We start from the raw sequence: 21580 nt of genomic DNA, 5'->3' as shown, positions 1-21580 counted from the left end.
GTTGACTTCAATCAACTGCGTTAATATTAAAATTGCACTATAGGATAAAAATAAACCGAGAGGATGGGGAGAAGTGCAATGCGAGGACGAGCGTCTTCATTATTCCTGACGGGTACCGCCCTGTTCACGATGGCGAGCGCGGCCGCCGCCCAGGAGGCCACGCCGCCGACGGACGCCCAGAGCGGACAGGCATCAGCCCAGGATATCGTCGTCACCGGAACCCGCATCGTGCGCGACGGCTATACCGCGCCGACGCCGGTGACCGTCGCATCGACCGAAGAGCTGGTGAAGGCGACCCCGTCCAACATTCCCGACGCGCTCAACAAGCTGCCGCAGTTCCAGAACTCGTCCAGCCCGTCGCGCAGTTCGATGAACTTCGCCAATACCGCGGCGCACGGCAATGTGCTGAACCTGCGTGGCGTCGGGCCGTTGCGCACGCTGATCCTGTTCGATGGCCAGCGGGTGGCGCCCACCACCTATCTCGGCACGGTCGATGTCAATGTCATCCCCAACCTGCTGATCCAGCGGGTGGACGTGGTGACCGGCGGCGCTTCGGCGGCCTATGGCTCCGACGCGGTCTCGGGCGTGGTGAACTTCGTACTCGACAAGAAATTTACCGGCCTGACCGGCGTTGCCCAGGGGGCTACCTCGCAGCGCGGCGACAATCAGGGCTATCGCTTCGGCATCGCCGGCGGCTTCGACTTCGGTGGCGATCGCGGCCATTTGTTGCTGAGTGCCGAGACATTCCGAAATGACGGCATGCTGCGCAGCGACCGCAAACTGGGACGCGGCGCCTATAGCTATGTCGGCAGCACGGTCGGCTGCACCAATCCCAATGCTGCGGCCGATCCCACCGCCTGCTCGCCGGGCGGCTCGCTCAATCCCTATATGATCGCATCCGGCGTAACGCTGAGCGCGGCATCGGAATATGGCAAGATCACGTCAGGGCCGTTCACCAATTACCGGTTCGACGCCAATGGCGCGCTGGTGCCGTTCAGCAACGGCACGGCAACCGGATCGCCGGGCTATTTTGTCGGGGGAGACGGGTATGCGATCTCGCCTGACACGCAGGCGGTCGCCCCGCTGCACACCTATCAGGCCTTTGGCCGGGCGAGCTGGGACTTTACGCCGGACGTGACCGGCTATGTCCAGGGCAGCTTCTCGCGCAGCGGCCTGTCCTACACCTCGCTCGCCAACAGCCTGGTGCCGCCAACCGCCGCCACGCTCTACAGCGGCAATCCCTATCTGCCGGCCGAACTCCAGGCCGCCTTCAGCCCCACCATCCAGTCGATCACGCTCGCCCGCTATGGCGCCAATTCACCCCGGCCCCACACGACGGAACGCACCGATTACTGGATGGTCAATGCCGGGTTCGAAGGGACGCTGGCGGACAAATGGAAATGGAATGTCGCCTTCAACCATGGCGACTCCAATTTCTCGGTCGCACAGGAAGGCGTCTGGGATTGGCAGCATTTCTATGCCGCGACCGATGCCGTGCGCAATGGCAGCGGCCAGACCGTCTGCCGGGCCAGCCTGAGCGCCGATCCGACGATCGCTGCCCGCTACGCCAATTGCCAGCCTTTCAATCTGCTGGCCACCGGCGACGCCTATGCCAGTCAGCCTGGCTATGACTATGTCGTGGGTACGTCGCGTTACCGCGCCCGCATCTGGCAGAACGCCATGTCGGCCAGCATCCAGGGCGCCCTGTTCGACCTGCCCGCCGGTCCGGTCGACGTCGCGCTGGGTGCGGAATATCGCCGCCAGAGCCTGCGCCTGACCAGCAATGCCAACCCCGCCGATCTAGACACGACAGCGGAACGCAGCGCCTATTTCGCCGGCCTGCGCGGCGTGCCTTCGTCGGTTTATCATTATTGGCTGACCAATGTCGGCGAGGCGTCGGGCGACCTGAGCGTCAAGGAAGTGTTCGGCGAACTGGCGGTGCCATTGCTCAAGGACCAGCCCTTTGCGCAGGAACTGAGCCTGAATGCGGCCGGCCGTTACACCGATTACAGCACGTCGGGATCGGTCAAGACCTGGAAGCTGGGCGCCACCTGGAAACCGATCAGCGACCTGCTGCTGCGCGGGTCGGTCTCGCGCGATATCCGCGCGCCCAATCTGTTCGAGCTGTTTGCCGGCGATCAGAGCGCGATCAGCCTGCTGGTCGATCCGGTCAGCGGCATCACCGCCAATGTGCCGCAGGTGACGGGCGGCAACCCCGATCTGAAACCGGAAAAGGCCGATACGCTGACCTTCGGCGCAGTCATCACGCCGTCCTTCCTGCCAGGGCTCAGCCTGTCGGTCGATTATTACCGGATCAAGATCAAGGATGCGATCGGCACGTTGAGCCTGACCCAGATCGTCAACAATTGCAGCCAGAGCGGCGGCACCGCGCCCGAATGTGCGCTCGTCACCCGCGACACGCCGACATCCTTCCCCAGCCAGATCCGGGTGGCGCCCGCCAATATCGCCTTCCTGGAAACCAGCGGCATAGATTTCGACGCGTCCTACCGGACCGAACTGGCGGGCGGCAATCTGGGCCTGCGCCTCTATGCCAGCTATCTCGACACCTATCAGACCCAACAGTCATCGACCGCGCCGGTACTGGAATATGCCGGGATCAGCACGATCAGCAGCACACCGGAAGGCCGCCCGCGCTGGCGTGGCACGCTCAGCGTCAATTATGAGATTGGCCGGGTCGGCGTCTTCCTCAACCAGCAGTTGATCGGCAAGGTGAAGCTGGGCATCCCCGGCGGCCTGGAAAACGGCCTTGGCCAGACGATCGGCGCGGTCGGCTATACCGACATGACGCTCAGCTACCGCTTGCCGGTGGCCAACGGCCATGTCGAATTCTTCGGCACTGTCAACAATCTGTTCGACAAGGATCCGCCGTTGATCCCCGGCACCATTCCGGGCGTCAACATCGCCACCAATTTCGCGCTTTACGACACGGTAGGCCGCGCCTTCACGGGCGGCATCCGCTTCAAGTTCTGAAAGCCGGACGGCGGCCTGGTGCCGCCGTATCTCTCTCCCTGGGCGCCGGCTGCCAATGCAACCGGCGTCTCTTTTTTTGTCCAAGGAGGTCGCCTTGCCCCATGCTTCGCCCCGTCCCGTCCGTCGCCCGTCCAGCGGGGTCTTGAGCGCGACATCCTCCCTCGCGCTACTCATGGCGCTCTCAGCGCCTGCCGTCGCCCAGACCTCCGATGCTTCGGCCGCGAAAATCTACGGCCGCACGCCGGCGGAATCCTCGCCGCCCAGCTGGCCTCAGCCAGTCCGCGCCGCCAAGGGAGCTCCCAATATTCTGATCGTCATGACCGACGATGTCGGCTTTGGCGCCAGCAGCACCTTTGGCGGCCCGATCCCGACGCCGACCTTCGATGCGCTCGGGCAGGCCGGGCTGCGCTATAACCAGTTCAACACCACCGCCATCTGTTCGCCGACCCGCGCCTCGCTGCTGACCGGGCGCGATCCGCAGGCGGTCGGCATGGGCTATGTCGCCAACTGGGCGACCGGCTATGATGGCTATAACAGCGTCATCCCCAAAAGCGCCGGCACCATGGCCCAGATCCTGAAGGAAAATGGCTATAATACAGCGATGATCGGCAAGGGGCATGTCACCCCGGAATGGGAAATGAGCCGCGCCGGACCATTCGATCGCTGGCCCACGGGCCTGGGTTTCGAATATTTCTACGGCTTCCTGGGCGCCGACAGCAGCATGGCCGAACCCAATCTGGTCGAAAATACCGCCCATGTGCAGGCGCCAGCCGATCCCGCCTATCATCTGGAACATGACCTGGCCGATCATGCGATCCGCTGGATCGACGAGCAGCATGCGGCCGCCCCGGACAAGCCCTTTCTCCTCTATTATGCGACCGGCACCGCCCATGCCCCCAACCAGCCACCCGCGGATTGGCTGGCGCGCTTTCGTGGCAAATTCGATGCCGGCTGGGACGCGATGCGGGCGGAAACGGTCGCCCGGCAGAAGCGGCTGGGCGTGATCCCGCAGGGCACGGATGATGCGCCCCGGCCCGACACATTGCCGCGCTGGGACAGCCTGACCGCCGATCAGAAGCGTCTCTACGCCCGCTATATGGCGGCCTATGCCGCGTCGCTCGCCTATGCCGACGCGCAGATCGGCCGCGTCATCCAGCGGCTGCGCGACAATGGCGAGATCGACAACACGCTGATCATCTATATCCAGGGCGACAATGGCGCGAGCGCGGAAGGCAGTTTCGACGGCAAGCTGTTCGAGCAGTCGGCGCTGAGCGGGGTGAAGGAAAATCCCGATTATGCCCTTGCCCATATCGACGATATCGGCACGCGACATGCCTATAATCTGATCCCCGGCGGATGGGGCTGGGCGCTCAACGCTCCCTTCCCCTGGGCCAAGCGCTATGGCTCTCATTTCGGCGGCACGCGCAACGGCATGGTCATGTCCTGGCCGCGCCATATCCAGGATCCGGGCGGGCTGCGCAGCCAGTTCCACCATGTCAGCGACATCATGCCGACCGTGCTGGAGGCCGCCGGGGTGAAGGCGCCCGAGATACTGGACGGCGTACCGCAAAAACCCATCACCGGGATCAGCATGGGTTACAGCTTCGCTGCAAAGGACGCGCCCTCGCACCGCACGACCCAGGTGTTCGCGATGGCGCAGAATCTGAGCGTCTACAAGGATGGCTGGGTGGCCGCGACGGCGCCGATGGTGACGCCGTGGGAACGCACGCCGCCGCCGCCCGTGCCGATCGACCAGCGCGTCTGGCAGCTATATGATACCCGTTCGGACTTCAGCGAAGCGCATGACCTGGCCGCAGCCAATCCGCAGAAACTTGCCGCGCTCAAGGATCTGTTCTGGGCCGAAGCGGCGACCGCCGGCATCCTGCCGATCCATGGCAGCGAAGGCGGGCAGAAGGGGCGCCCCGACCATAATGCCGGGCGCGCCCACTTCACCTATCATGGCCCGGTCGGTCCCATTCCGGAAAGCACAGCGCCGGGCCTGGTCGGCCATTCCTTCACCATCAGCGCGCAAGTGACGGTTCCTGCCGATGGCGGCCAGGGCGTCATCGCCGTGCATGGCGGCCGCTTCGGCGGCTACAGCCTGTTCCTGGACAAGGGGCGGCCCAGCTTCACCTATAACCTGACCAAGGCCCATATGAGCCGGATTGCCGGCACCGCGCCCCTGACTGCGGGGCGGCACGATATCGGCCTGCGCTTCGTCATGGACCGGGAAGCCCCGACCAGCGGCGCCACCGCCACGCTGCTGGTGGATGGAAAAGAGGTCGCGCGCGGCCGGATCGACCGCACCTTCGCCCTCGTCGTGTCGCATACCGAGGATTTCGAGGTCGGCCAGGACAGTATCAGCCCGGTCGATCCTGCCTATGATGTGGTCAGCAGCCGCTTCACCGGGACGATCGAGCAGGTGGATATCAGCCTGCCCTAGGGTCCCTTTGCTTTCCGCATTTTGCGAGCCGTCAGCTGTGCCAGCTGACTTCAAAATGCTCTAGCAATAGCGCGCCAGCCAGGCCTCCACCGACACCGGCAGGTCCGGTTCCCCCGGCGGGGCCAGCAGGCTGGCGCGCGCGCTCATCATCACGTCGCGGACATGCGCCTCCAGCGGCACGGTGCGATCCTCGGACGGCATATGGTCCCAGCGGACCAGCAGGCTCTGCAGCATCATGTTGCACAGCAGGATGCGGTTGCGCGCGACGTCGGGATGCACCCCCTCCATCAGCGCGCGCAGATGGCCGATCACCCGGAACAGGTTCTGCGCCCTGTCTTCGACCGCCGCGAACAGGCTGGAGGTCAGCGACCAATATTGGGTCGCGAAATGCAGCAGGAAATGGGCATAGGGATGGGCGCCTGCTTCATCCTTCAGGTCGAGCTGCGGCAACAGCAACATACCCAGCAAGGCCATCGGATCGCCCAGATGCCCACTCGCTTGCGCCTGTTCCAGCATCCGGCCGCGCACCGGATCCATCTGCTCCACACGGGCGCCGAAGACGGCGGCGAGCAGCCCATCCTTCGATCCGAAATAATAGGTGACGGCATTGGTGTCGCCACAGCGGGCGGCCGTGGCAATCTCGCGCATCGACACGGCATCGATGCCGCGCGCCGCGAACAATGTTTCGGCAGCGCGGATGAGCCGCACCATCGGCGGCTCTGCATGACGCACCCGTTTCCTGACGGCGCTCAACTCTGGCAAGGCAATCCTCTCCCGGCAATTGCAGGTCAAATTATTGCCGGATGGCGCTGGAAACCAGCCCCTTTCGACAAGCGGGGAGCGCGGAATTTAGCAGCACCGGCCCGCTTTCGCGCATCGCGCCGCCACCAGGATCATGCCCCCCTGCGCATCAGATAGATGTCCATGATCCAGCCATGCCGGGCCCGTTCCTGCGCGCGGAGCCCCGCGATCCTGTCCCGCACGACCGCCAGTGGCCCTTCGACCAGGAGCTGATGCTCCATGCCGAGATAGGCGCCCCACCAGATATGGATGCCGGCGGGATCGAGCGCGTCGAAGGCACAGCCCTGATCCAGCATCACAGCGACGCTGTCGCCGTCGGCCGGCCAGCCATCGTCGCGCAGCCGGCGCCCGGTCGTGATGACGACCGGCGCGCCGAGCCGGTTGAGCGGGATGGCGTGGGCGGCGGTCAGCGCCTGCAGGCTGGTGATGCCCGGCACGACGCTTACCCGGATCGCCAGCCCCCTCTCCGCCAGCCGGTCGGCGATCCGCAGGCTGCTGTCATAAAGGGAGGGATCGCCCCAGACCAGCAGGGCAAGGCGGCCGCCATCGGGCAAGTGGCGTGCAATCTGTCCGGCCCAGGCCTGCGTGATGGCATCGTGCCAGTCCTGGACGCCGTCAATATAGTCGCCGCGCGCATCGCGCACGGGCAGGTCGAATTCCACCACCCGCACCGCCCGCGTCAGCACGGCCGCGCAGATGGTGCGGCGCAGGTCGACAAGGTCGGACTTGGCGCTGCCCTTGCGCGGCAGCAGGATGAGGTCGGCGCCGTTCATTGCCCGCACCGCCTGGGCCGTCAGATGATCGGGGTTGCCGGTGCCGATGCCGATCAGGTGCAGGTCGATCATCATGCGCTCGCGATCATGTGGAAGAAGGAACCGCTGGCCCAGCCGCGCCGCGAGCCGGTTTCCGCGACCGCCGCGCCATCGGCATCGGTCACCCGCATCAGCGGCGCGTCATCCTGGCCCGTGATAGTCGAATAATGGAACTCATGGCCGCGCAGCATGGTGCCGGCGCGCAGCCCCGCAACAGACGCCAGCAGTTCCGCCTGTCGATAGCCCAGATGCAGCCGGCGGTCCGCATGGCTGGTGACAAGGCCGAGCAGCCCGGCCATGCGATGGGCGGTGCCGTCCCGGTCGATCAGCGCATCCCCCAGCACCATATAGCCGCCGCATTCGCCATGGACCGGCCGATCCTCGGCATGGCGGCGCACGCCCGTCAGAAAGTGCTGCGCGGCGGCGATGGTCCCGGCGTGCAGTTCGGGATAGCCGCCGGGCAACCAGATCAGATCGGCATCCTCCGCTGGCGCCTCATCGGCCAGCGGGGAGAAGGGCATGATCTGCGCCCCGGCCTGTCGCCAGCCTTCGAGGAGATGCGGGTAGAGGAAGGAGAAAGCCACGTCCTGCGCCACCGCGATCCGTTGCGCCGGGGGATCGGGCAGACGCCCGCGGGCCGTGACGCCGTCCGAGCGGGCCGCGTCCCGAACTGCGGCGAGATCGACCCGCTCCCGCATGAGTGCGCCATGGCGCTCCAGCGCCTGATCGAGCCCCTGCTGCTCGCCGGCCTGCACCAGCCCCAGATGCCGCTCGGGCAGGCTGAGGTCCGCGTGCCGGGGCAAGGCGCCGAACACCGCAATGCCCGCCGCCGCCAGCCCCGCGCGCGCCAGCCGTTCATGGCGCGGGCTCGCGACGCGATTGAGGATGACGCCCGCAATCGTCACATCGGGATCGAAACGGGCAAAGCCCAGCGCCGTCGCCGCACAGGATTGCGCCTGTCCGGATATGTCGAGCACCAGCAGCACCGGCCAGCCCATGCGGCGCGCCACGTCGGCGGCGGTGCCATGGCCGGCCGCGCCCCGACCCGCCACCCCGTCGAACAGGCCCATCGCCCCTTCGGCCACGATCATGTCGGCATCGCCGGCCTCGGCCGCCACCCGGTCCAGCAGCGCGCCGTCCATCGCCCAACTGTCGAGGTTGAAGGACGGCTGGCCACAGGCAACGCGATGGAAAGCCGGGTCGATATAGTCCGGCCCGCATTTGAACGGCTGCACCGTCACGCCCGCGTCGCGCAGCGCGCGGAGCAGGCCGAGCGTGACGGTCGTCTTGCCGGTGCCCGATGCGGGCGCCGAAACGAGCAGGCCCGGCACCGTCACTCGGACGACCCGGCGTAGCGCGATCCGGCATGCTGCGGCCGGAAACGCCGGTCATAGCCCTGCGCGTAGAGGCTGCTTTCGGCAAAATCCGCCGCGTCCAGCGCCGGGCCGACCAGGATGATGGCGGTGCGCTCCATGCTGCCCGCGACCGCCGCCTCGATCGACGAGAGGGTCGCCCGCACGATCCGCTGGTCGGGCCAGCTTGCCCGCCACACGACCGCGACCGGGCAGGATTCCCCATAGGCAGGGGTGAGATCCGCCACCACCTGCGCCAGATTGTGGATCGACAGATGGATGGCCAGGGTCGCGCCCGTCACCGCGAAATTGGTCAGGCTCTCGGCCGGCGGCATGGTGCTGGCGCGCCCCGGCGTGCGCGTCAGGACGAGCGACTGGGCCAGTTCAGGCAGCGTCAGCTCCACCTCCAGCGCCGCGGCCGCCGCTGCGAAGGCCGGCACGCCGGGGGTCACGGTGAAGGGGATGCCAAGCGCCCGGAGGCGGCGGATCTGCTCGCCCATGGCCGACCAGACCGACAGGTCGCCGGAATGAAGCCGCGCCACATCCTGCCCGGCGGCGTGGGCGGTGGCGATCTCCGCCATGATGGCGTCCAGGTCCATGGGCGCGGTGTTGACGATGCGCGCGCCGGGCGGACAATGGCCCAGCACCTCCGCCGGCACCAGCGATCCGGCGTAGAGGCATATCGGGCTGGCCGCGATCAGATCGCGACCGCGCAGGGTCAGCAGGTCGGGCGCGCCAGGGCCAGCGCCGATGAAATGGACGGTCATGATGATGCTCCTTGGGCGATGGCGCAGGTCGCCATGCGATCGGGGGAAAGGCTGCGGGCGGCGCGCAGGCGGGCGCCTTCCCCCGCGCCGGCCAGGGCGCAGGCCTCGGCGACGCTGCCGGTGCCGCGCGCGGCCAGCGAGGCCGGCGAGCGGGTGATGGTGGGCAGGGATGCGAGGCGATCGGCGGCGATGGGGATGAGTGGCAGCGCCAGTTGCGCGGCGAGTTCCGCCAGTCCCCCGGCCTTGTCCGCCGGGGTGGCGAGATGGGTGACATCCCGTCCGCCGCCGGCCGCCGCCAGCGCCGCCCGCAGGGACGCGGTGGTCGCGCCGGCACGGAAGCCGAAGCCCGCGACGATCATAGCGTGACGCTCCACTGCACCACCGGATAGCGCGACCGCCAGCCATGGCGATTGCCGAGCGGCGCGGCGTCGGCCAGTTCGATCCGCAGCAGGCTGCCGCCCCGCCGCCCGTGCCAGAGCGCCAGCAGCGCCTCCGACTCCAATGTCACGGCATTGGCGACCAGCCGCGTGCCGGGTGGCAGCAGCGCCTCCAGCCGTTCCAGCAGCACCTGCGACAGACCGCCACCGATGAAGACCGCCTGCGGCATCGGACCATCAGGCAGCACGTCCGGCGCGCGACCGATCATCAGTTCCAGCCGATCCACGCCCAGCGCACGGGCATTGGCGCGGGCGCGATCCGCACGGGCCGGATCGGCCTCCACCGCGCAGGCGCGATTGGCGGGATGGGCCAGCAGCCATTCAATCGCGATCGATCCCGACCCCGCGCCAATGTCCCACAGATAGTCCCCCGGCCGGGGCGCCAGCGCCGACAGGGTCAGGGCGCGCACCGGCGCCTTGGTGATCTGTCCGTCATGGTCGAACAGCGCGTCGGGACGACCGCTGGCGACGGTCAGGACGGGACCGTCACCGGCGACCTCCAGCCCGACCGCCACGGGATGGGCGATGTCGGCCGGTATCGTCGCCTCGGCCTCGATCGACCGGATCCGTTCGCGCGGGCCGCCGAGGCGTTCCAGGACATGGAGGCGCGACGCGCCAAATCCCCTGGCCGACAACCAGGCGCCAAGCCCCGCCACCGCCGCCCCGTCGCGCAGCAGCACCAGCGCCCGCGCACCCGGCGCGAGGTGCGGACGCAACCGATCCAGCGGCGCGGCATGCAGGCCAAGGCACGCGACATCCTGTATCGCCCAGCCCAGCCGCGCCGCCGCCAGCCCGAAGGTGGAGGGCGCGGGATGCGCGCACCATTCATGGGCCGCCAGATGGCGCGCGATGCTGCTGCCCGCGCCGAACCAGAAGGGGTCGCCCGACGCCAGCACCACCACCGCCCGCCCACGATGCGCCAGCAACCGCGCGATCCCGTCCGCGAAGGGCACTGGCCATTCGACCATCGGCGCGCTAATCCCGCCCAGCAGCGCGAGGTGCCGGGCCGGCCCCATGACCAGGTCCGCCGCCGCCAGTGCCGCGCGGCTTGCCGCAGATAGGCCGTCCATCCCGTCCTCGCCGATGCCGACGATCGTCAACCAGGGGGGAGAATTCATGTCATCCATGCCCAATATCCTGCTGCTGGGCGGCACGACGGAGGCAAGCGCGCTGGCGGCCTTGCTGGCAGCGCGCGGCATGCGCGCGACCTTCAGCTATGCCGGACGCACGGCCAGCCCGCGGGCACAGCCCCTGCCCATGCGGGTCGGCGGCTTTGGCGGGGTGGCGGGGCTGGTCGCGCATTTGCGCGCGGAAGGCATCACCCATCTGGTCGACGCCACCCACCCCTTTGCCGCGACGATGAGCGCCCATGCAGTGGCGGCTGCGCATGGGGCGGGGATCGCCCATGCCGCGCTGACCCGCGCGCCCTGGACGCCCGTCCCCGGCGATCGCTGGACCGCGGTGCCGGACATGGCAGCGGCGGTGGCCGCACTCGACGGCCCGCCTCAGCGGATCATGCTGGCCCTGGGGCGCATGCATGTGGAGGACTTCGCCGCCCAGCCCCAGCATCATTATCTGCTGCGCTTCGTGGATGCGCCGGATGCGCCGCCGCCCCTGCCCGATCATGCCCTTATCGTGGATCGCGGCCCGTTCACGGTGGCGGACGACACAAGCCTGCTGCGGGATCATCGCATCGACCTGATCGTCGCCAAGAATGCCGGTGGCACGGGCGCAGCCGCCAAGCTGGACGCCGCGCGTGCGCTGGGCCTGCGCGTGCTGATGATCGACCGCCCCCCGCTGCCCGACCGGCGGGAATTCCACCGGCCCGAGGATGTGCTCGACTGGATCGCTCATCCCGCCGCCTCGTCGGGGATGCCGCGCGGCGTGTAGAGGATCGGCCCGCGCGGCCGCTCGATGATGCGGGTCCGGCTCGACCCGACGATCACCATGGTGCGCATGTCCGCCATGTCCGCGCGCGCCTGCCCCAGCGGCACGATATGCAATGTCTCCTGCGCGGTGGTGACGGCGCGGGCAAAGAGGATCGGGCGCGCGTCGCCACAAAGTTCCCGCAACAGCGCCAGCGTGCGCACGAACCCTTCCGGCCGCGACGCCGACCGGGGATTGTAGAAGGCCATGGCGAAATCCGCCTCCGCCGCCAGCCGCAGCCGCTTTTCGATCAGGGACCAGGGCTTGAGATTGTCCGACAGGTTGATCGCACAGAAATCATGGCCAAGCGGCGCGCCCGCACGCGCCGCAGCAGCCAGCATCGCGGTGATGCCGGGCAGCACGCGAATGTCGATGTCGCGCCAGGGAGCGGGGCCGGCCTCCAGCGCCTCGAACAGGGCGGACGCCATGGCAAAGACGCCCGGATCGCCCGAGGAGACGACGACGACCCGCCGCCCCTGCGCCGCCAGGTCGAGCGCATGGGCCGCCCGGTCCAGCTCCTCCCGATTGTCCGAAGGATGCAACATCAGCCCCGCGCGCGGCGCGACCCGCGCGACATAGGGGATATAGCCCACCACGTCGGTCGCGGCAGCCAGCGCGGCGTCGACCTCCGGCGTCACCAGCGCCTCGTCCCCCGGCCCGAGCCCCGCGATCGCGATCCAGCCCCCCTCTGCCGCCGCGAAACTCATGGCCGGCGCCCCTGTCCGTGGATCAGCAGGATCGAGAAATAGGGCGTGACCCTGTCGACATCGGCCAGCCGGGTCACGCGCTGTTCCGGCATGGCGGCATGTTCGACCAGCCATGCTTCATCGCTGCGCCCGGCCGCCGCCACCGCACGGCGCAGCTTGGCGAGGTGCCGGCCGATCTTCATCACCACCAGCGCGTCGGTATCGCGGATGCGGCGGACCAGTTCCTCTTCCGGCAGGGTTGCCATCGCCACGGTCAGCACATCGTCCCCCCAGGTGATCGGCAGGCCGGTCGCATTCCACGCCCCCGACATGCCCATGATGCCGGGGACCACTTCGACCGGGACCAGCCCCGACAGCCGACTGTGCAAATGCATGAAGGAGCCGTAGAAAAAGGGATCGCCCTCGCACAAGACGACCACATCCTCCCCCGCCTCCGCGATCGCCAGCAGCCGGCCGGTGCAGTCGGCATAGAAGGCGGCAAGGCAGTCGTTATAGCGCGGATCGGTGACCGGAATTTCGGTCGTCACCGGATATTCCATCGCCAGTTCGATTGCATCGTCCCGCAACATGCCCTGCGCGATGCGGCGCGCCTGCCCCGGTCGGCCGGCCTTGCGGAAATAGGCGACATGCCGTCCCCCCCGCACCAGCCGGTCGGCGCGCACGCTCAGCAAGTCCTGCGCGCCGGGGCCAAGGCCCACGCCATAGACGGTGCCGCTCATTCCGCGCGGCTCGCCAGCGCGTTGATCGCCGCAACCGTGATTGCGCTGCCACCCAGCCGGCCGTCGACGACGCAGCAGGGCACGGGCTGCGCCGCCCACAGTGCCGCCTTGGATTCCGCCGCGCCGACGAAGCCGACCGGGCAGCCGATGATCGCCGCGGGGCGCGGACAGGCCGGATCCTCCAGCATGTCGAGCAGGTGGAACAGCGCCGTGGGCGCATTGCCGATGGCAACCAGTGCCCCGGCAAGATGCGGCCGCCACAGTTCCAGCGCGGCGGCGGACCGGGTATTGCCCATCGCCCGCGCCATGTCCGGCACGGCGATCTCGTGCAAGGTGCAGAGCACGGCATTGTCGGCGGGCAGTCGCGCGCGCGTGACCCCTTCCGACACCATGCGCGCATCGCACAGCACCGGCGCCCCTGCGGCCAGGGCCTGCCGCGCCGCCGCTGCAAAGCCCGGCGAAAAGCGGATATGGCCCGCAAGGTCCACCATGCCCGCAGCATGGATCATGCGCACGGCGACCGGCTCCTCCTCGGCAGCAAAGCGCCCGAGGTCGGCTTCGGCGCGGATGGTGGCGAAGGACTGGCGATAGATTGCCGCGCCGTCCCTCTCATAATCATGGGGCATCAACAGGCTCCGAAATGGGCAAGAAGGTCGGTGGCGGTGAGGTCAGGACGGTCGGGCGCCGATCCTGCGCGGGCATGGAAGGCAAGGTCGTAGCGCCCGTCCCGCCCCGTCAGCACGATGTCGGCCGGCATCGAACAGGCGCAGCCCTTGGCGCAGCCGGAGACATGAAGGCGGCCCGCCACATGGGGCGCCAGCCGGCGGGCGAGGTCGCGGGTCTCCACGCTCGCCTGCGGACAGGCAGGTGCGCCGGGGCAGGCCTCCACATGCATGAGCGTATCGGCAGCGTCGGCGGACAGGCCGGGCACCTGCCCTTCGGCCAGCAGCATGCGCCATGGGGTCAGCCGCATGGCCGGCGCGTCGAGAAGATGCCGCGCGTCGATCCGACCGAACGAGAGACCATAGGCCATGCCGCCATCCCATGCGCCGGGGACCAGTCGCGGGCGCGGCGACGCGGCCTCTGCCCTGCCCGTTGCCCAATCCGGCAGGGGCGCATCATGCCGGGCCATGCGCCCCGCGCGCGCGCCGTCGCTCTCCACGAACCATCGGGCGAGCGCGAGCAGCGCATCCACTTCGCCGCCGCTGTCCACCGGCACGCCTTGTGCCCGCCCCTCCGCACGCAAGATCAGGCCGCCGTCCCGCGCCCGCTCGATGCGAAAATCCCCCGCTTCGCCGGACAGGAGCGGCGCGGCGCCGGCATCAATCACGAAGCCCATCTTGCCCGGCAAGTCCGGCAATTCGTCCAGGCGATCAAGCAACTGGCTGGCGATGCGATGGCTGTCGTCGCCCGCCCGCCAGTCTGGCGCGACCATCATCATGCGCGCGCCCTCGCGCCGGGCATCGCGGTCCACCAGGCCAAGGTCGAGCAGGCGGTCGAGCAAGGGGCGCCAGCTTTCGTCGCGCACGCCGCGGATCTGGAGATTGGCGCGCCGGGTCATGTCGATCAGGCCGTTGCCATGGGCGATCGCCGCTTCGCCCAGCGCCGCCAGATCGTCGGCCGAAAGACGACCGAGGCGCGGCTTCACGCGCACGATCAGCCCGTCGCCCGCCGCCATCGGGCGCCAGGCATCGGGACACCAGCCCCGAACGGCCGGCCCGTGGGCTACCGCATGGTTCGCGGTCGCCCTATCACTGCCCGCGCCGGTCTGGCTCACAGGCACATCCTCCGCGCGCCGGGACGCAACCAGGCAGGGCTTGCCGGCATCGCCGGTCGGCGCGAGGCGGCAGGCAGGCGCGACAGGCGCCCGACACCACGCGGCCGTGCAGCCCCAGCCACACGCTTCGCCGCCCAGACGGAAGAGAGACCGTGCCATGACCAACCCCTGGGTCAGGACAAGAGCGACCGAAACGCCGGCAGGTCTCCTGGCTCGCGGGTCGTTGCGGGATGCAAGCCTTCCCGGACGCTCTGTCCAGTGGCTGCCCTCACGGGCTCGTGCATCGCGCTATCCGCTTACAGTTGCAGGGACAGCCACGGAATAAGGGGCAAGGCCCCCGCACCGCATTCCCGATTAAGTTCCTTGCGGAACACCGGCGTCAGTTATGCAATGCACCAACATGAACCGGCGCATCGATGATGCCCTAGTCGAAACATCGGTCTTCGCCAAGACATGGAATGAGTATCGGCAGTCCCGCTGCCGGCTCGACGCCCAAGGCATACCGACGGAAGATGCCGAAACGGAAACCGGAAGCAAGGAAAGCGACGCGGCGTCGGATACCGAAAATTATGGCTGGGGCGGCAGGATTCGAACCTGCGCATGGCGGCATCAAAAGCCGCTGCCTTACCGCTTGGCGACGCCCCAGCAATGCGCCGATCCAAGTCAGCGCGGGACCGCCATATAGCGGCTGATGCACGAAAGAAAAGCCCTCCTGACGATGGACTTCGCCTTTCCCTTTCCTTCCCGCCCAACCCATCTTAGGGATCAACGCCACGCCCCCTCCCCTCCAGCCGGAAACCCGCGCCGATGTCCGTCCAAGCCCCCTCGCCCAGCCAGATCGCACCGGCTTCGCCGCTGTTCCTGCGCGAGGACGAAATCCGGCGCGGCATCGAGATGCTCTATTTCGGCTATTCCGCGCTCACCCGCTCGATCGACGAGGGGCTGGCGGCGCAGGGGCTGGGCCGCGCCCACCACCGCGCCCTCTATTTCATCTCGCGCCAGCCCGACCTGACGGTGAAGGATCTGCTGCGCCTGCTGGCGATCACCAAGCAATCGCTCGGCCGGGTGCTCAATGACCTGATCGAGCGCGGCTATATCGAGACCCGGCCCGGCAGCAGCGACCGGCGGCAGAAACTGCTGCGCCTCAGCCCCGCCGGCCGCGCGCTGGAAGCCGAGCTTTTCCGCGCCCTGCGCGAGAAGATGGCGGCCGCCTATGCCCAGGCCGGACAGGGGTCCGTCACCGGTTTCTGGCGGGTGATGGAGGGTCTGATCCCCGATGCCGACCGGTCGATGGTGTTCGGCCTCAGCGGCGGCTGATCGCGAAAGCACGCAACCTTATGGCCGCTGCCGCGCTTTTAGGAGCGTCGTGCGGAAAAGTGGGAACCGATTTTCCGCTTAGAACGATGCGACAACAAGGAATTTGGCAGCGCCGCGTCAGATATGATGCGGCGCTGCCTAAGCCTTGCCAACGCAATGAGGAGACATCATGCGCGCACCCCTTCTGGCCATCACGGCCCTGTCCGCCCTGGGCCTGAGCCTGTCCGCCTGTTCGGAAAAGGCATCGGACAATCTGGAAAATGCCGGCTCCGCGATCGGCAATGACGTCAGCAACGCCGTCGACGATGCCGGCGCGAAGATCGACAACGGCCTCGACCGCGCGGGCGCCGCAATCGACAATGGCGCGGACCGGATCGGCGCCGCGACCGACCGGGCGGCCGACGATGCCAAGCGCGAGGGCAAGGAAGCCAAGCAGGATGTCGGTGCCTCGCTGGAGCGGGCCGGCAAGGATCTGCGCAACGACAGCCATTGAGACGTGCCGGGCCTCCCCATGGGGAGGCCCGGCCTCAGGCCGCGAGGCTATATCCGGGCGGCCTGGACGCGACTGGGCGTTGCCATTTCCATCTTCGTCATCCCGGCCCCTTCGACAGGCTCAGGCCCGGCTTGATCCGGGATCGCTTCAGCGCTCCCTATCTGGCGTAGTGCAGAATGAATCCTGACTTTCGTCAGGATGACGCCTGTGGGGAGTGTCGGATTTCGATCAAAAATTGCCGTTCATCCGCCGATTTCCAATCTCCAAATGCAGACGTGCAGCTTTCCGCTTCCGAACGACCAGGATCAGCCGATCTCCGATTATCGGCTTATCGGCAGGCAGGCAGGCAGGCAGGCAGGCAGGCAGGCAGGCAGATAGTTGCTCATCCCCTGGAGAGTTGACCAGCAGTCAGAAATCCATGCTATTGGTCTACGCAGGGCCTTGCTGCCTCAACTTTTGCGCAAATCGGTTTGCGGCACATTGAAAGCCATCGGCTTCTGTCTCGATAAGATCGTAGAACTGTGAGTCAAACCGATCGAATTTTTCGACTGGTATGGCGTCCAGTTGTGTGTGTCTGGCCCGCCAGTCTCTAGGATAGGGCGTGCCTAACATCTGGCTCGCCTCTGCAAGGATTTTTGCAGTCGAAGTCATCCCCATGACGGCGAAACCTGCGGCGGCCTCGGGCGCCAAAACACCGCCATAGTTCTGGAAAAACTGCGCAAAGCCCCCGTTACATATCTCCGACTGCGCCAAATGGGCCGCATGCAAATGAACGAGAGCGGTCGGAATATCGGCAACGCTTACCAGATAGGCCTCCCCATCCTCATCAACGTTGATCGCTTCCCAGAAGGGCTCGATCATATGCCAGTAATCTTGTTGCATCTCGCATATCCCTCGCCGTCGCTCGCTCTTCTACCGACCGGCAAACGGCCAGAAGCGGACCTGTTCCCCCTCCCGCAAGCGGGAGGGGGTTAGGGGGTGGGCTGGACGGCGCGCAAGCCCACCCCGCTGCGACTAATGCGCTTCGCGCCTAAGTCTCGCTTCCCCCCCCGTTTACGGGAGGGGAATGGCAGCCCCCACCGATCCCGGCCATTCGTCCGCGCCGCCTAAAACACCACGTTGCGCACGAAGCGCAGCAGGTCGGTTCCGCGATTGACGAAGACATAGGGGCGGTCGCTGCTGAAGATGAGGAAGTCGCCCGCCGCGATCGTGCGCGTGCCGACATCCATCTCGACCGTCAGAACGCCTTCCACCACATAGAGCATCTCGTGCCAGTTGGCGGCGTCCGCCTCGGCCGGGTAGCGGTCGCCCGGCGCCAGCGACCAGGTCCATAGCTCCGCCTCGCGCGCGGCGGGCACGGTGCCGAGCAGGGTGGCGCGGCTATGCGCATCCTCGCCCTGCCAGGCGAGGGTATCGATCCGGCTATTGTCGGGCATGTCGGGCGCGCGCACGACATGGGAGAAACTGACGTCCAGCGCCTGCGCCAGCCGGTCGAGCGTCGACAGGCTGACATTGGCCTCCCCGCTCTCGATCCCGACCAGCATGCGTCGGCTGACTCCGGCCGCGCTGGCCAGCGCATCCTGGCTCAGCCCCTTGGCGGCGCGCAAGCGGCGGATATTGCCCGCGACATGGGAAAGAACGTCCGGGCGCGGGACTTCGACTTGACTGTGCAATATATTGCTCATAACGCGATGTGCATTATGTTGCACAATGCCGCCCTCGACAAGAGCCCTGCGCCCCGGCTGATGATCGGCCGTCCCGAACTCGCGCTGATCGGGATCACCGTGCTGTGGGGCGCGACCTTCCTGATCGTGCATCATGCCATGCAGCAGAGCGGGCCGCTCTTCTTCGTGGGGATGCGCTTCGGCACGGCGGCGCTGCTCGCGCTGCCGCTCGCCTGGCCGGTGATGCGCGGCCTGACGGCGCGCGAACTGCTGGCCGGGTCGATGATCGGCCTTGGCATCTTCTGTGGCTACACGCTCCAGACCTGGGCGCTGCAGACCATATCCAGCAGCACATCGGCCTTCATCACCGCCGCCTATGTGCCGCTGGTGCCGATCCTCCAATGGGCGATATTGCGGCGGCGACCGCGCTGGACCAGCTGGGTCGGCGTCGCGCTGGCCTTTGCCGGCCTGATCCTGATCGCCGCCCCGCGCGAAGGGCTGTCGCTGGGCAAGGGCGAGGCGCTGACGCTCATCAGCACCTTGGCAATCGCGCTGGAAATCATCTTCATCAGCCTGTGGGCCGGCAAGGTCGACATTGCCCGCGTCACGCTGGTGCAACTGGCGGTCACGTCGCTGCTCGCCTTCGGCCTGATGGCGCCGATGGGTGAGGCGATCCCGCCCTTTTCCTGGACGGTGATCCTGTCGGCCTGTGGCCTGGGCGCGATGACGGCGCTGATCCAGTTCGTGATGAACTGGGCGCAGCGCACCGTATCGCCGACCCGCGCGACCCTGATCTATGCCGGCGAGCCGGTCTGGGCCGGGATATTGGGCCGGATCGCGGGCGACCGCCAGCCCGCCACGGCGCTGGCCGGCGCGCTGCTGATCATCGCCGCCGTGATCGTGAGCGAACTGAAGTTCGAGCGCCGGGGCAAGGACTGATCCCTTCCCCCGGCCGCGCTTCGATCAGGCCCGCTTGAAGACCGGCGCGCGCTTTTCGAAAAAGGCCATGAACGCCTCCTGCGCCTCGGGCGAGGCCAGTGCTTCGCGGAACAGCCGGGCTTCCTCCGCGATCCGGGCCTGCAAGGCGGCGGGATCGCCCTTCATCAGCCGGCGCGTCGCCATCAGCGCCTGGGGCGGCTTGGCCATCAACGCCGCCGCCTTGGCGCGGGCATGGTCGAGCAGCGCCTCCCCTGTCACGATCGCCGTCACGAAACCGGCGCGATCCGCCCCTTCCGCATCCATCGGTTCGCCCAGCATCAGCATCGCGGCCGCCCTGGCATGGCCCATGATGGCGGGCGCGAGCAGGCTGGAGCCGGCCTCCGGCACGATGCCCAGATTGACGAAGGGCATGACGAAACGCGCGTCGGGCGCAGCATAGACCAGGTCGCAATGGAACAGCATGGTGGTGCCGACGCCCACGGCCAGCCCCTGCACTGCCGCGACGATCGGCTTGTCGAAGGCAGCGATGGCGCTGATGAAGTCGAAGGCGGCAGCGCCGCCCTCCGGACCGGCCATGAAGTCCTTGAGGTCATTGCCGGCGCAAAAGGCGTCGCCCCGCCCCGCGAACAGCACCACGCCAATCTCCGGCCGGCTCGACGCATCGGCAAGCGCCGCCGTCATCGTCCGGTACATCGGCCCGGTCAGTGCATTCTTCTTGTCGGGCCGGTCGATATGGATTTCGAGCACGCCGTTCGTCTCGATGATGGCGATATGGTCGCTCACGCAAATTCTCTCCCGATACTCTGTGTCAAGGCTGTTGGCCCAGAGGATGGGGCGGCGTCTATCCTTTTCCAAGCCCCTTCCCTATGCCCGGAACCATGATGACTCGCCTGCGCCTGATCCTCGATCCCTTCCTCGTCCTGCTGCTCTGCACCGTTGCCCTAGCGTCGGTCCTGCCCGCCCGCGGCCAGGGCGCCCATCTCGCCTCGATCGTTGCGGATGCCGGCATCGTGCTGCTTTTTTTCCTGCATGGGGCAAAATTGTCGCGCGAGGCGATCTGGGGCGGCGCCAAGGCGTGGCAACTCCATCTCGCGACTCTGGGCACGACCTTCCTCTTCTTCCCGCTGGTCGGCATCCTGCTGCAACAGATCGGCGCGATCCCGGAGAATATGCGCGCGGGCCTGCTGTTCCTGGCGCTGCTGCCATCGACGGTGCAAAGCTCGATCGCCTTTACCGCGATTGCGCGCGGCAATGTCGCCGCGGCGGTGGTCAGCGCCTCCTTCTCCAACCTGCTCGGCATCGTGCTGACGCCGCTGCTGGTGGCATTGCTGATGCAGCGCGGCGGCAGCAACCTCATCTCCCTTTCCTCGGTCGAGGGGATCATGCTGCAATTGCTGCTGCCCTTCGTGCTGGGCCATCTTGCCCGCCCCTGGATCGGCGGCTTCGTGTCGCGGCACAAGACGCTGGTCGGCCGGGTCGATCGTACATCGATCCTGCTGGTGGTCTATTCCGCCTTCAGCGCGGCGGTGGTCGAAGGGCTGTGGCACCGGGTCTCGCGCGCGGAGCTGGCGCTGCTCGCGCTGCTCTGCATCGCCATGCTGGTGATCGTGCTGCTCTTCACCTGGGGGCTTGGCCGGCTGCTCGGCTTTTCCCGCGAGGATGCGATCGTGCTGCAATTCTGTGGCTCGAAGAAGAGCCTCGCTTCGGGCGTGCCGATCGCCGGTGTCCTATTCCCCGCAGCGGCCGTCGGGCCGATCATCCTGCCGGTCATGCTGTTCCACCAGATTCAGCTGATGGCTTGTGCCCTGCTGGCACGGCGCTATGGGGCGCAGGCGGCCGATAGGGCCGATTCGCAGATGGCAACCATATCATGACCCAACCGATCCTGACCGACATTCCGATGGAGAGCTTCCTCTCCCACATCGACGCCGTGGCCGGCGCGATCGCCAAATCGGACTGGCGGCCCGACTATATTGTCGGCGTCGGGCGCGGCGGGCTGGTGCCGGCCACCTATCTGTCCCACGCCATCAGCCAGCCGATGCTGTCGGTCGACCTGTCGGCCCAGGTCGTGGGCTTTTGCGACGAACTGCTCGACAAGCTGGTGGCGATGGCCCTTGACGGATCGCGCCTGCTGTTCGTCGACGACATCAATGACAGCGGCCGCACGATCAACCAGTTGCGCGCGGCGCTGGCCGGCGCGCCGGCCGATCATCTGCGCTTTGCCGTGCTGATCGACAATGTCAGCTCGGCCGCGAAGGTCGAATATCGCGCGACCACGATCGACCGTGTCGTCACCAAGGACTGGTTCGTCTTTCCCTGGGAAGCGGTCGCCAGCCGCGCGTCGATCCTGTCGGACTGGGGCGAAGTGCCCGAACGGACCAGCTGAAAATAGCTGTCACAAAAATATAATGGAAATTCCCCGGCCGCTCGTTATA

Annotated in this window: 21 protein-coding genes, 1 tRNA gene and 1 riboswitch; of the genes, 8 read left to right on the top strand and 14 right to left on the bottom strand. The window is 67.3% G+C overall.

The genetic code is table 11. The features are described from left to right. Positions 1-129: 129 nt before the first annotated feature. Positions 130-2991 (top strand): TonB-dependent receptor plug domain-containing protein, encoded by a 2862-nt coding sequence (locus tag HH800_RS03860; protein ID WP_169863226.1) that lies wholly within the window; start codon positions 130-132, stop codon positions 2989-2991. Positions 2992-3163: 172 nt separating this feature from the next. Continuing rightward, positions 3164-5434 (top strand): arylsulfatase, encoded by a 2271-nt coding sequence (locus tag HH800_RS03855; RefSeq protein ID WP_169860234.1) that lies wholly within the window; start codon positions 3164-3166, stop codon positions 5432-5434. Positions 5435-5494: 60 nt separating this feature from the next. Here HH800_RS03855 and HH800_RS03850 read toward each other — a convergent pair whose 3' ends face one another. From HH800_RS03850 to cbiE, 6 genes are all read right to left on the bottom strand, one after another. Further along, complete coding sequence (locus tag HH800_RS03850) at positions 5495-6166, bottom strand: TetR/AcrR family transcriptional regulator (RefSeq protein WP_235682009.1); 672 nt, start codon at positions 6164-6166, stop codon at positions 5495-5497. Positions 6167-6327: 161 nt separating this feature from the next. Then, entirely contained in the window at positions 6328-7080 is a 753-nt protein-coding gene (cobF, locus tag HH800_RS03845; RefSeq protein WP_169863224.1) for a precorrin-6A synthase (deacetylating), read from the bottom strand. Continuing rightward, on the bottom strand, positions 7080-8384 hold the full coding sequence (locus tag HH800_RS03840) for a cobyrinate a,c-diamide synthase (RefSeq protein ID WP_169860233.1): 1305 nt from the start codon (positions 8382-8384) through the stop codon (positions 7080-7082). Before HH800_RS03840 ends, cobF begins: the two co-directional genes overlap by 1 nt. Continuing rightward, positions 8381-9166 (bottom strand): precorrin-4 C(11)-methyltransferase, encoded by a 786-nt coding sequence (gene cobM, locus HH800_RS03835; RefSeq protein ID WP_169860232.1) that lies wholly within the window; start codon positions 9164-9166, stop codon positions 8381-8383. Before cobM ends, HH800_RS03840 begins: the two co-directional genes overlap by 4 nt. Next, positions 9163-9525 (bottom strand): cobalamin biosynthesis protein, encoded by a 363-nt coding sequence (locus tag HH800_RS03830; RefSeq protein WP_169860231.1) that lies wholly within the window; start codon positions 9523-9525, stop codon positions 9163-9165. Before HH800_RS03830 ends, cobM begins: the two co-directional genes overlap by 4 nt. Then, positions 9522-10730 (bottom strand): precorrin-6y C5,15-methyltransferase (decarboxylating) subunit CbiE, encoded by a 1209-nt coding sequence (gene cbiE, locus HH800_RS03825; RefSeq protein ID WP_169860230.1) that lies wholly within the window; start codon positions 10728-10730, stop codon positions 9522-9524. Before cbiE ends, HH800_RS03830 begins: the two co-directional genes overlap by 4 nt. Here cbiE and HH800_RS03820 point away from each other — a divergent pair. Then, on the top strand, positions 10729-11493 hold the full coding sequence (locus HH800_RS03820; protein WP_169863223.1) for a cobalt-precorrin-6A reductase: 765 nt from the start codon (positions 10729-10731) through the stop codon (positions 11491-11493). The genes cbiE and HH800_RS03820 overlap by 2 nt on opposite strands. On the opposite strand, the gene cobJ is transcribed toward HH800_RS03820, so the two are convergent. From cobJ to HH800_RS03795, 5 genes are all read right to left on the bottom strand, one after another. Then, the gene (gene cobJ, locus HH800_RS03815) at positions 11454-12236 is read right to left on the bottom strand and encodes a precorrin-3B C(17)-methyltransferase (protein ID WP_169860229.1); all 783 of its coding nucleotides are present in this window, start codon (positions 12234-12236) and stop codon (positions 11454-11456) included. The two genes, HH800_RS03820 and cobJ, sit on opposite strands and share 40 nt — an antisense overlap. Beyond that, positions 12233-12955: a precorrin-2 C(20)-methyltransferase gene (gene cobI, locus HH800_RS03810; protein WP_169860228.1), complete on the bottom strand. Its 723-nt coding sequence runs from the start codon at positions 12953-12955 to the stop codon at positions 12233-12235. Before cobI ends, cobJ begins: the two co-directional genes overlap by 4 nt. Continuing rightward, on the bottom strand, positions 12952-13581 hold the full coding sequence (locus HH800_RS03805; protein WP_169860227.1) for a precorrin-8X methylmutase: 630 nt from the start codon (positions 13579-13581) through the stop codon (positions 12952-12954). The genes cobI and HH800_RS03805 overlap by 4 nt, the downstream gene beginning before the upstream one ends. Further along, complete coding sequence (locus tag HH800_RS03800) at positions 13581-14633, bottom strand: cobalamin biosynthesis protein CobG (protein WP_169863221.1); 1053 nt, start codon at positions 14631-14633, stop codon at positions 13581-13583. Before HH800_RS03800 ends, HH800_RS03805 begins: the two co-directional genes overlap by 1 nt. Positions 14634-14912: 279 nt before the next feature. Continuing rightward, a riboswitch (cobalamin riboswitch) is annotated at positions 14913-15125 on the bottom strand. 177 nt (positions 15126-15302) lie between these two features. Continuing rightward, positions 15303-15377: transfer RNA gene (locus HH800_RS03795), tRNA-Gln, on the bottom strand. Positions 15378-15539: 162 nt separating this feature from the next. Here HH800_RS03795 and HH800_RS03790 point away from each other — a divergent pair. Next, complete coding sequence (locus HH800_RS03790) at positions 15540-16049, top strand: MarR family winged helix-turn-helix transcriptional regulator (protein ID WP_037512438.1); 510 nt, start codon at positions 15540-15542, stop codon at positions 16047-16049. Positions 16050-16218: 169 nt separating this feature from the next. Next, entirely contained in the window at positions 16219-16542 is a 324-nt protein-coding gene (locus tag HH800_RS03785) for a hypothetical protein (protein WP_169860226.1), read from the top strand. A 429-nt stretch (positions 16543-16971) separates the two neighbouring features. On the opposite strand, the gene HH800_RS03780 is transcribed toward HH800_RS03785, so the two are convergent. Continuing rightward, a complete protein-coding gene (locus tag HH800_RS03780) occupies positions 16972-17424 on the bottom strand; it encodes a DMP19 family protein (protein ID WP_169860225.1) in 453 nt (150 codons plus the stop codon). Between the two features lie 224 nt (positions 17425-17648). Beyond that, on the bottom strand, positions 17649-18227 hold the full coding sequence (locus HH800_RS03775) for a helix-turn-helix domain-containing protein (RefSeq protein WP_037512434.1): 579 nt from the start codon (positions 18225-18227) through the stop codon (positions 17649-17651). Positions 18228-18242: 15 nt separating this feature from the next. Between HH800_RS03775 and HH800_RS03770 the strand changes: the two genes are divergently transcribed. Beyond that, positions 18243-19145, top strand: coding sequence for a DMT family transporter (locus HH800_RS03770; RefSeq protein WP_017499825.1), 903 nt, complete (start codon positions 18243-18245; stop codon positions 19143-19145). Between the two features lie 24 nt (positions 19146-19169). On the opposite strand, the gene HH800_RS03765 is transcribed toward HH800_RS03770, so the two are convergent. After that, entirely contained in the window at positions 19170-19928 is a 759-nt protein-coding gene (locus tag HH800_RS03765; protein WP_004207884.1) for an enoyl-CoA hydratase, read from the bottom strand. A gap of 98 nt (positions 19929-20026) precedes the next feature. On the opposite strand from HH800_RS03765, the gene HH800_RS03760 reads away from it, so the two are divergent. Together HH800_RS03760 and HH800_RS03755 are read left to right on the top strand one after the other, a co-directional pair. Continuing rightward, complete coding sequence (locus HH800_RS03760; protein WP_004207885.1) at positions 20027-21019, top strand: bile acid:sodium symporter family protein; 993 nt, start codon at positions 20027-20029, stop codon at positions 21017-21019. Next, a complete protein-coding gene (locus HH800_RS03755; RefSeq protein ID WP_169860224.1) occupies positions 21016-21531 on the top strand; it encodes a phosphoribosyltransferase in 516 nt (171 codons plus the stop codon). The genes HH800_RS03760 and HH800_RS03755 overlap by 4 nt, the downstream gene beginning before the upstream one ends. Positions 21532-21580 lie beyond the last annotated feature (49 nt).

Origin of the sequence: Sphingobium yanoikuyae (genome assembly GCF_013001025.1) — a bacterium.
GTDB classification, from domain to species: domain Bacteria; phylum Pseudomonadota; class Alphaproteobacteria; order Sphingomonadales; family Sphingomonadaceae; genus Sphingobium; species Sphingobium yanoikuyae_A.
This window is presented reverse-complemented; position numbering and strand designations above follow the sequence as displayed.

Bases quoted from the DNA above. Each gene is read 5' to 3' on its own strand.
- HH800_RS03790 (WP_037512438.1), top strand. From the start codon at position 15,540: ATGTCCGTCCAAGCCCCCTCGCCCAGCCAGATCGCACCGGCTTCGCCG.
- HH800_RS03860 (WP_169863226.1), top strand. From the start codon at position 130: ATGGCGAGCGCGGCCGCCGCCCAGGAGGCCACGCCGCCGACGGACGCC.
- HH800_RS03800 (WP_169863221.1), bottom strand. From the start codon at position 14,633: ATGGCGGCGGGCGACGGGCTGATCGTGCGCGTGAAGCCGCGCCTCGGT.
- HH800_RS03830 (WP_169860231.1), bottom strand. From the start codon at position 9,525: ATGATCGTCGCGGGCTTCGGCTTCCGTGCCGGCGCGACCACCGCGTCC.
- HH800_RS03770 (WP_017499825.1), top strand. From the start codon at position 18,243: ATGTTGCACAATGCCGCCCTCGACAAGAGCCCTGCGCCCCGGCTGATG.
- HH800_RS03780 (WP_169860225.1), bottom strand. From the start codon at position 17,424: ATGCAACAAGATTACTGGCATATGATCGAGCCCTTCTGGGAAGCGATC.
- HH800_RS03760 (WP_004207885.1), top strand. From the start codon at position 20,027: ATGACTCGCCTGCGCCTGATCCTCGATCCCTTCCTCGTCCTGCTGCTC.
- cobI (WP_169860228.1), bottom strand. From the start codon at position 12,955: ATGAGCGGCACCGTCTATGGCGTGGGCCTTGGCCCCGGCGCGCAGGAC.
- HH800_RS03785 (WP_169860226.1), top strand. From the start codon at position 16,219: ATGCGCGCACCCCTTCTGGCCATCACGGCCCTGTCCGCCCTGGGCCTG.
- HH800_RS03775 (WP_037512434.1), bottom strand. From the start codon at position 18,227: ATGAGCAATATATTGCACAGTCAAGTCGAAGTCCCGCGCCCGGACGTT.
- HH800_RS03855 (WP_169860234.1), top strand. From the start codon at position 3,164: ATGGCGCTCTCAGCGCCTGCCGTCGCCCAGACCTCCGATGCTTCGGCC.
- cobJ (WP_169860229.1), bottom strand. From the start codon at position 12,236: ATGAGTTTCGCGGCGGCAGAGGGGGGCTGGATCGCGATCGCGGGGCTC.
- cobF (WP_169863224.1), bottom strand. From the start codon at position 7,080: ATGATCGACCTGCACCTGATCGGCATCGGCACCGGCAACCCCGATCAT.
- cbiE (WP_169860230.1), bottom strand. From the start codon at position 10,730: ATGGATGACATGAATTCTCCCCCCTGGTTGACGATCGTCGGCATCGGC.
- HH800_RS03755 (WP_169860224.1), top strand. From the start codon at position 21,016: ATGACCCAACCGATCCTGACCGACATTCCGATGGAGAGCTTCCTCTCC.
- HH800_RS03820 (WP_169863223.1), top strand. From the start codon at position 10,729: ATGCCCAATATCCTGCTGCTGGGCGGCACGACGGAGGCAAGCGCGCTG.
- HH800_RS03805 (WP_169860227.1), bottom strand. From the start codon at position 13,581: ATGCCCCATGATTATGAGAGGGACGGCGCGGCAATCTATCGCCAGTCC.
- cobM (WP_169860232.1), bottom strand. From the start codon at position 9,166: ATGACCGTCCATTTCATCGGCGCTGGCCCTGGCGCGCCCGACCTGCTG.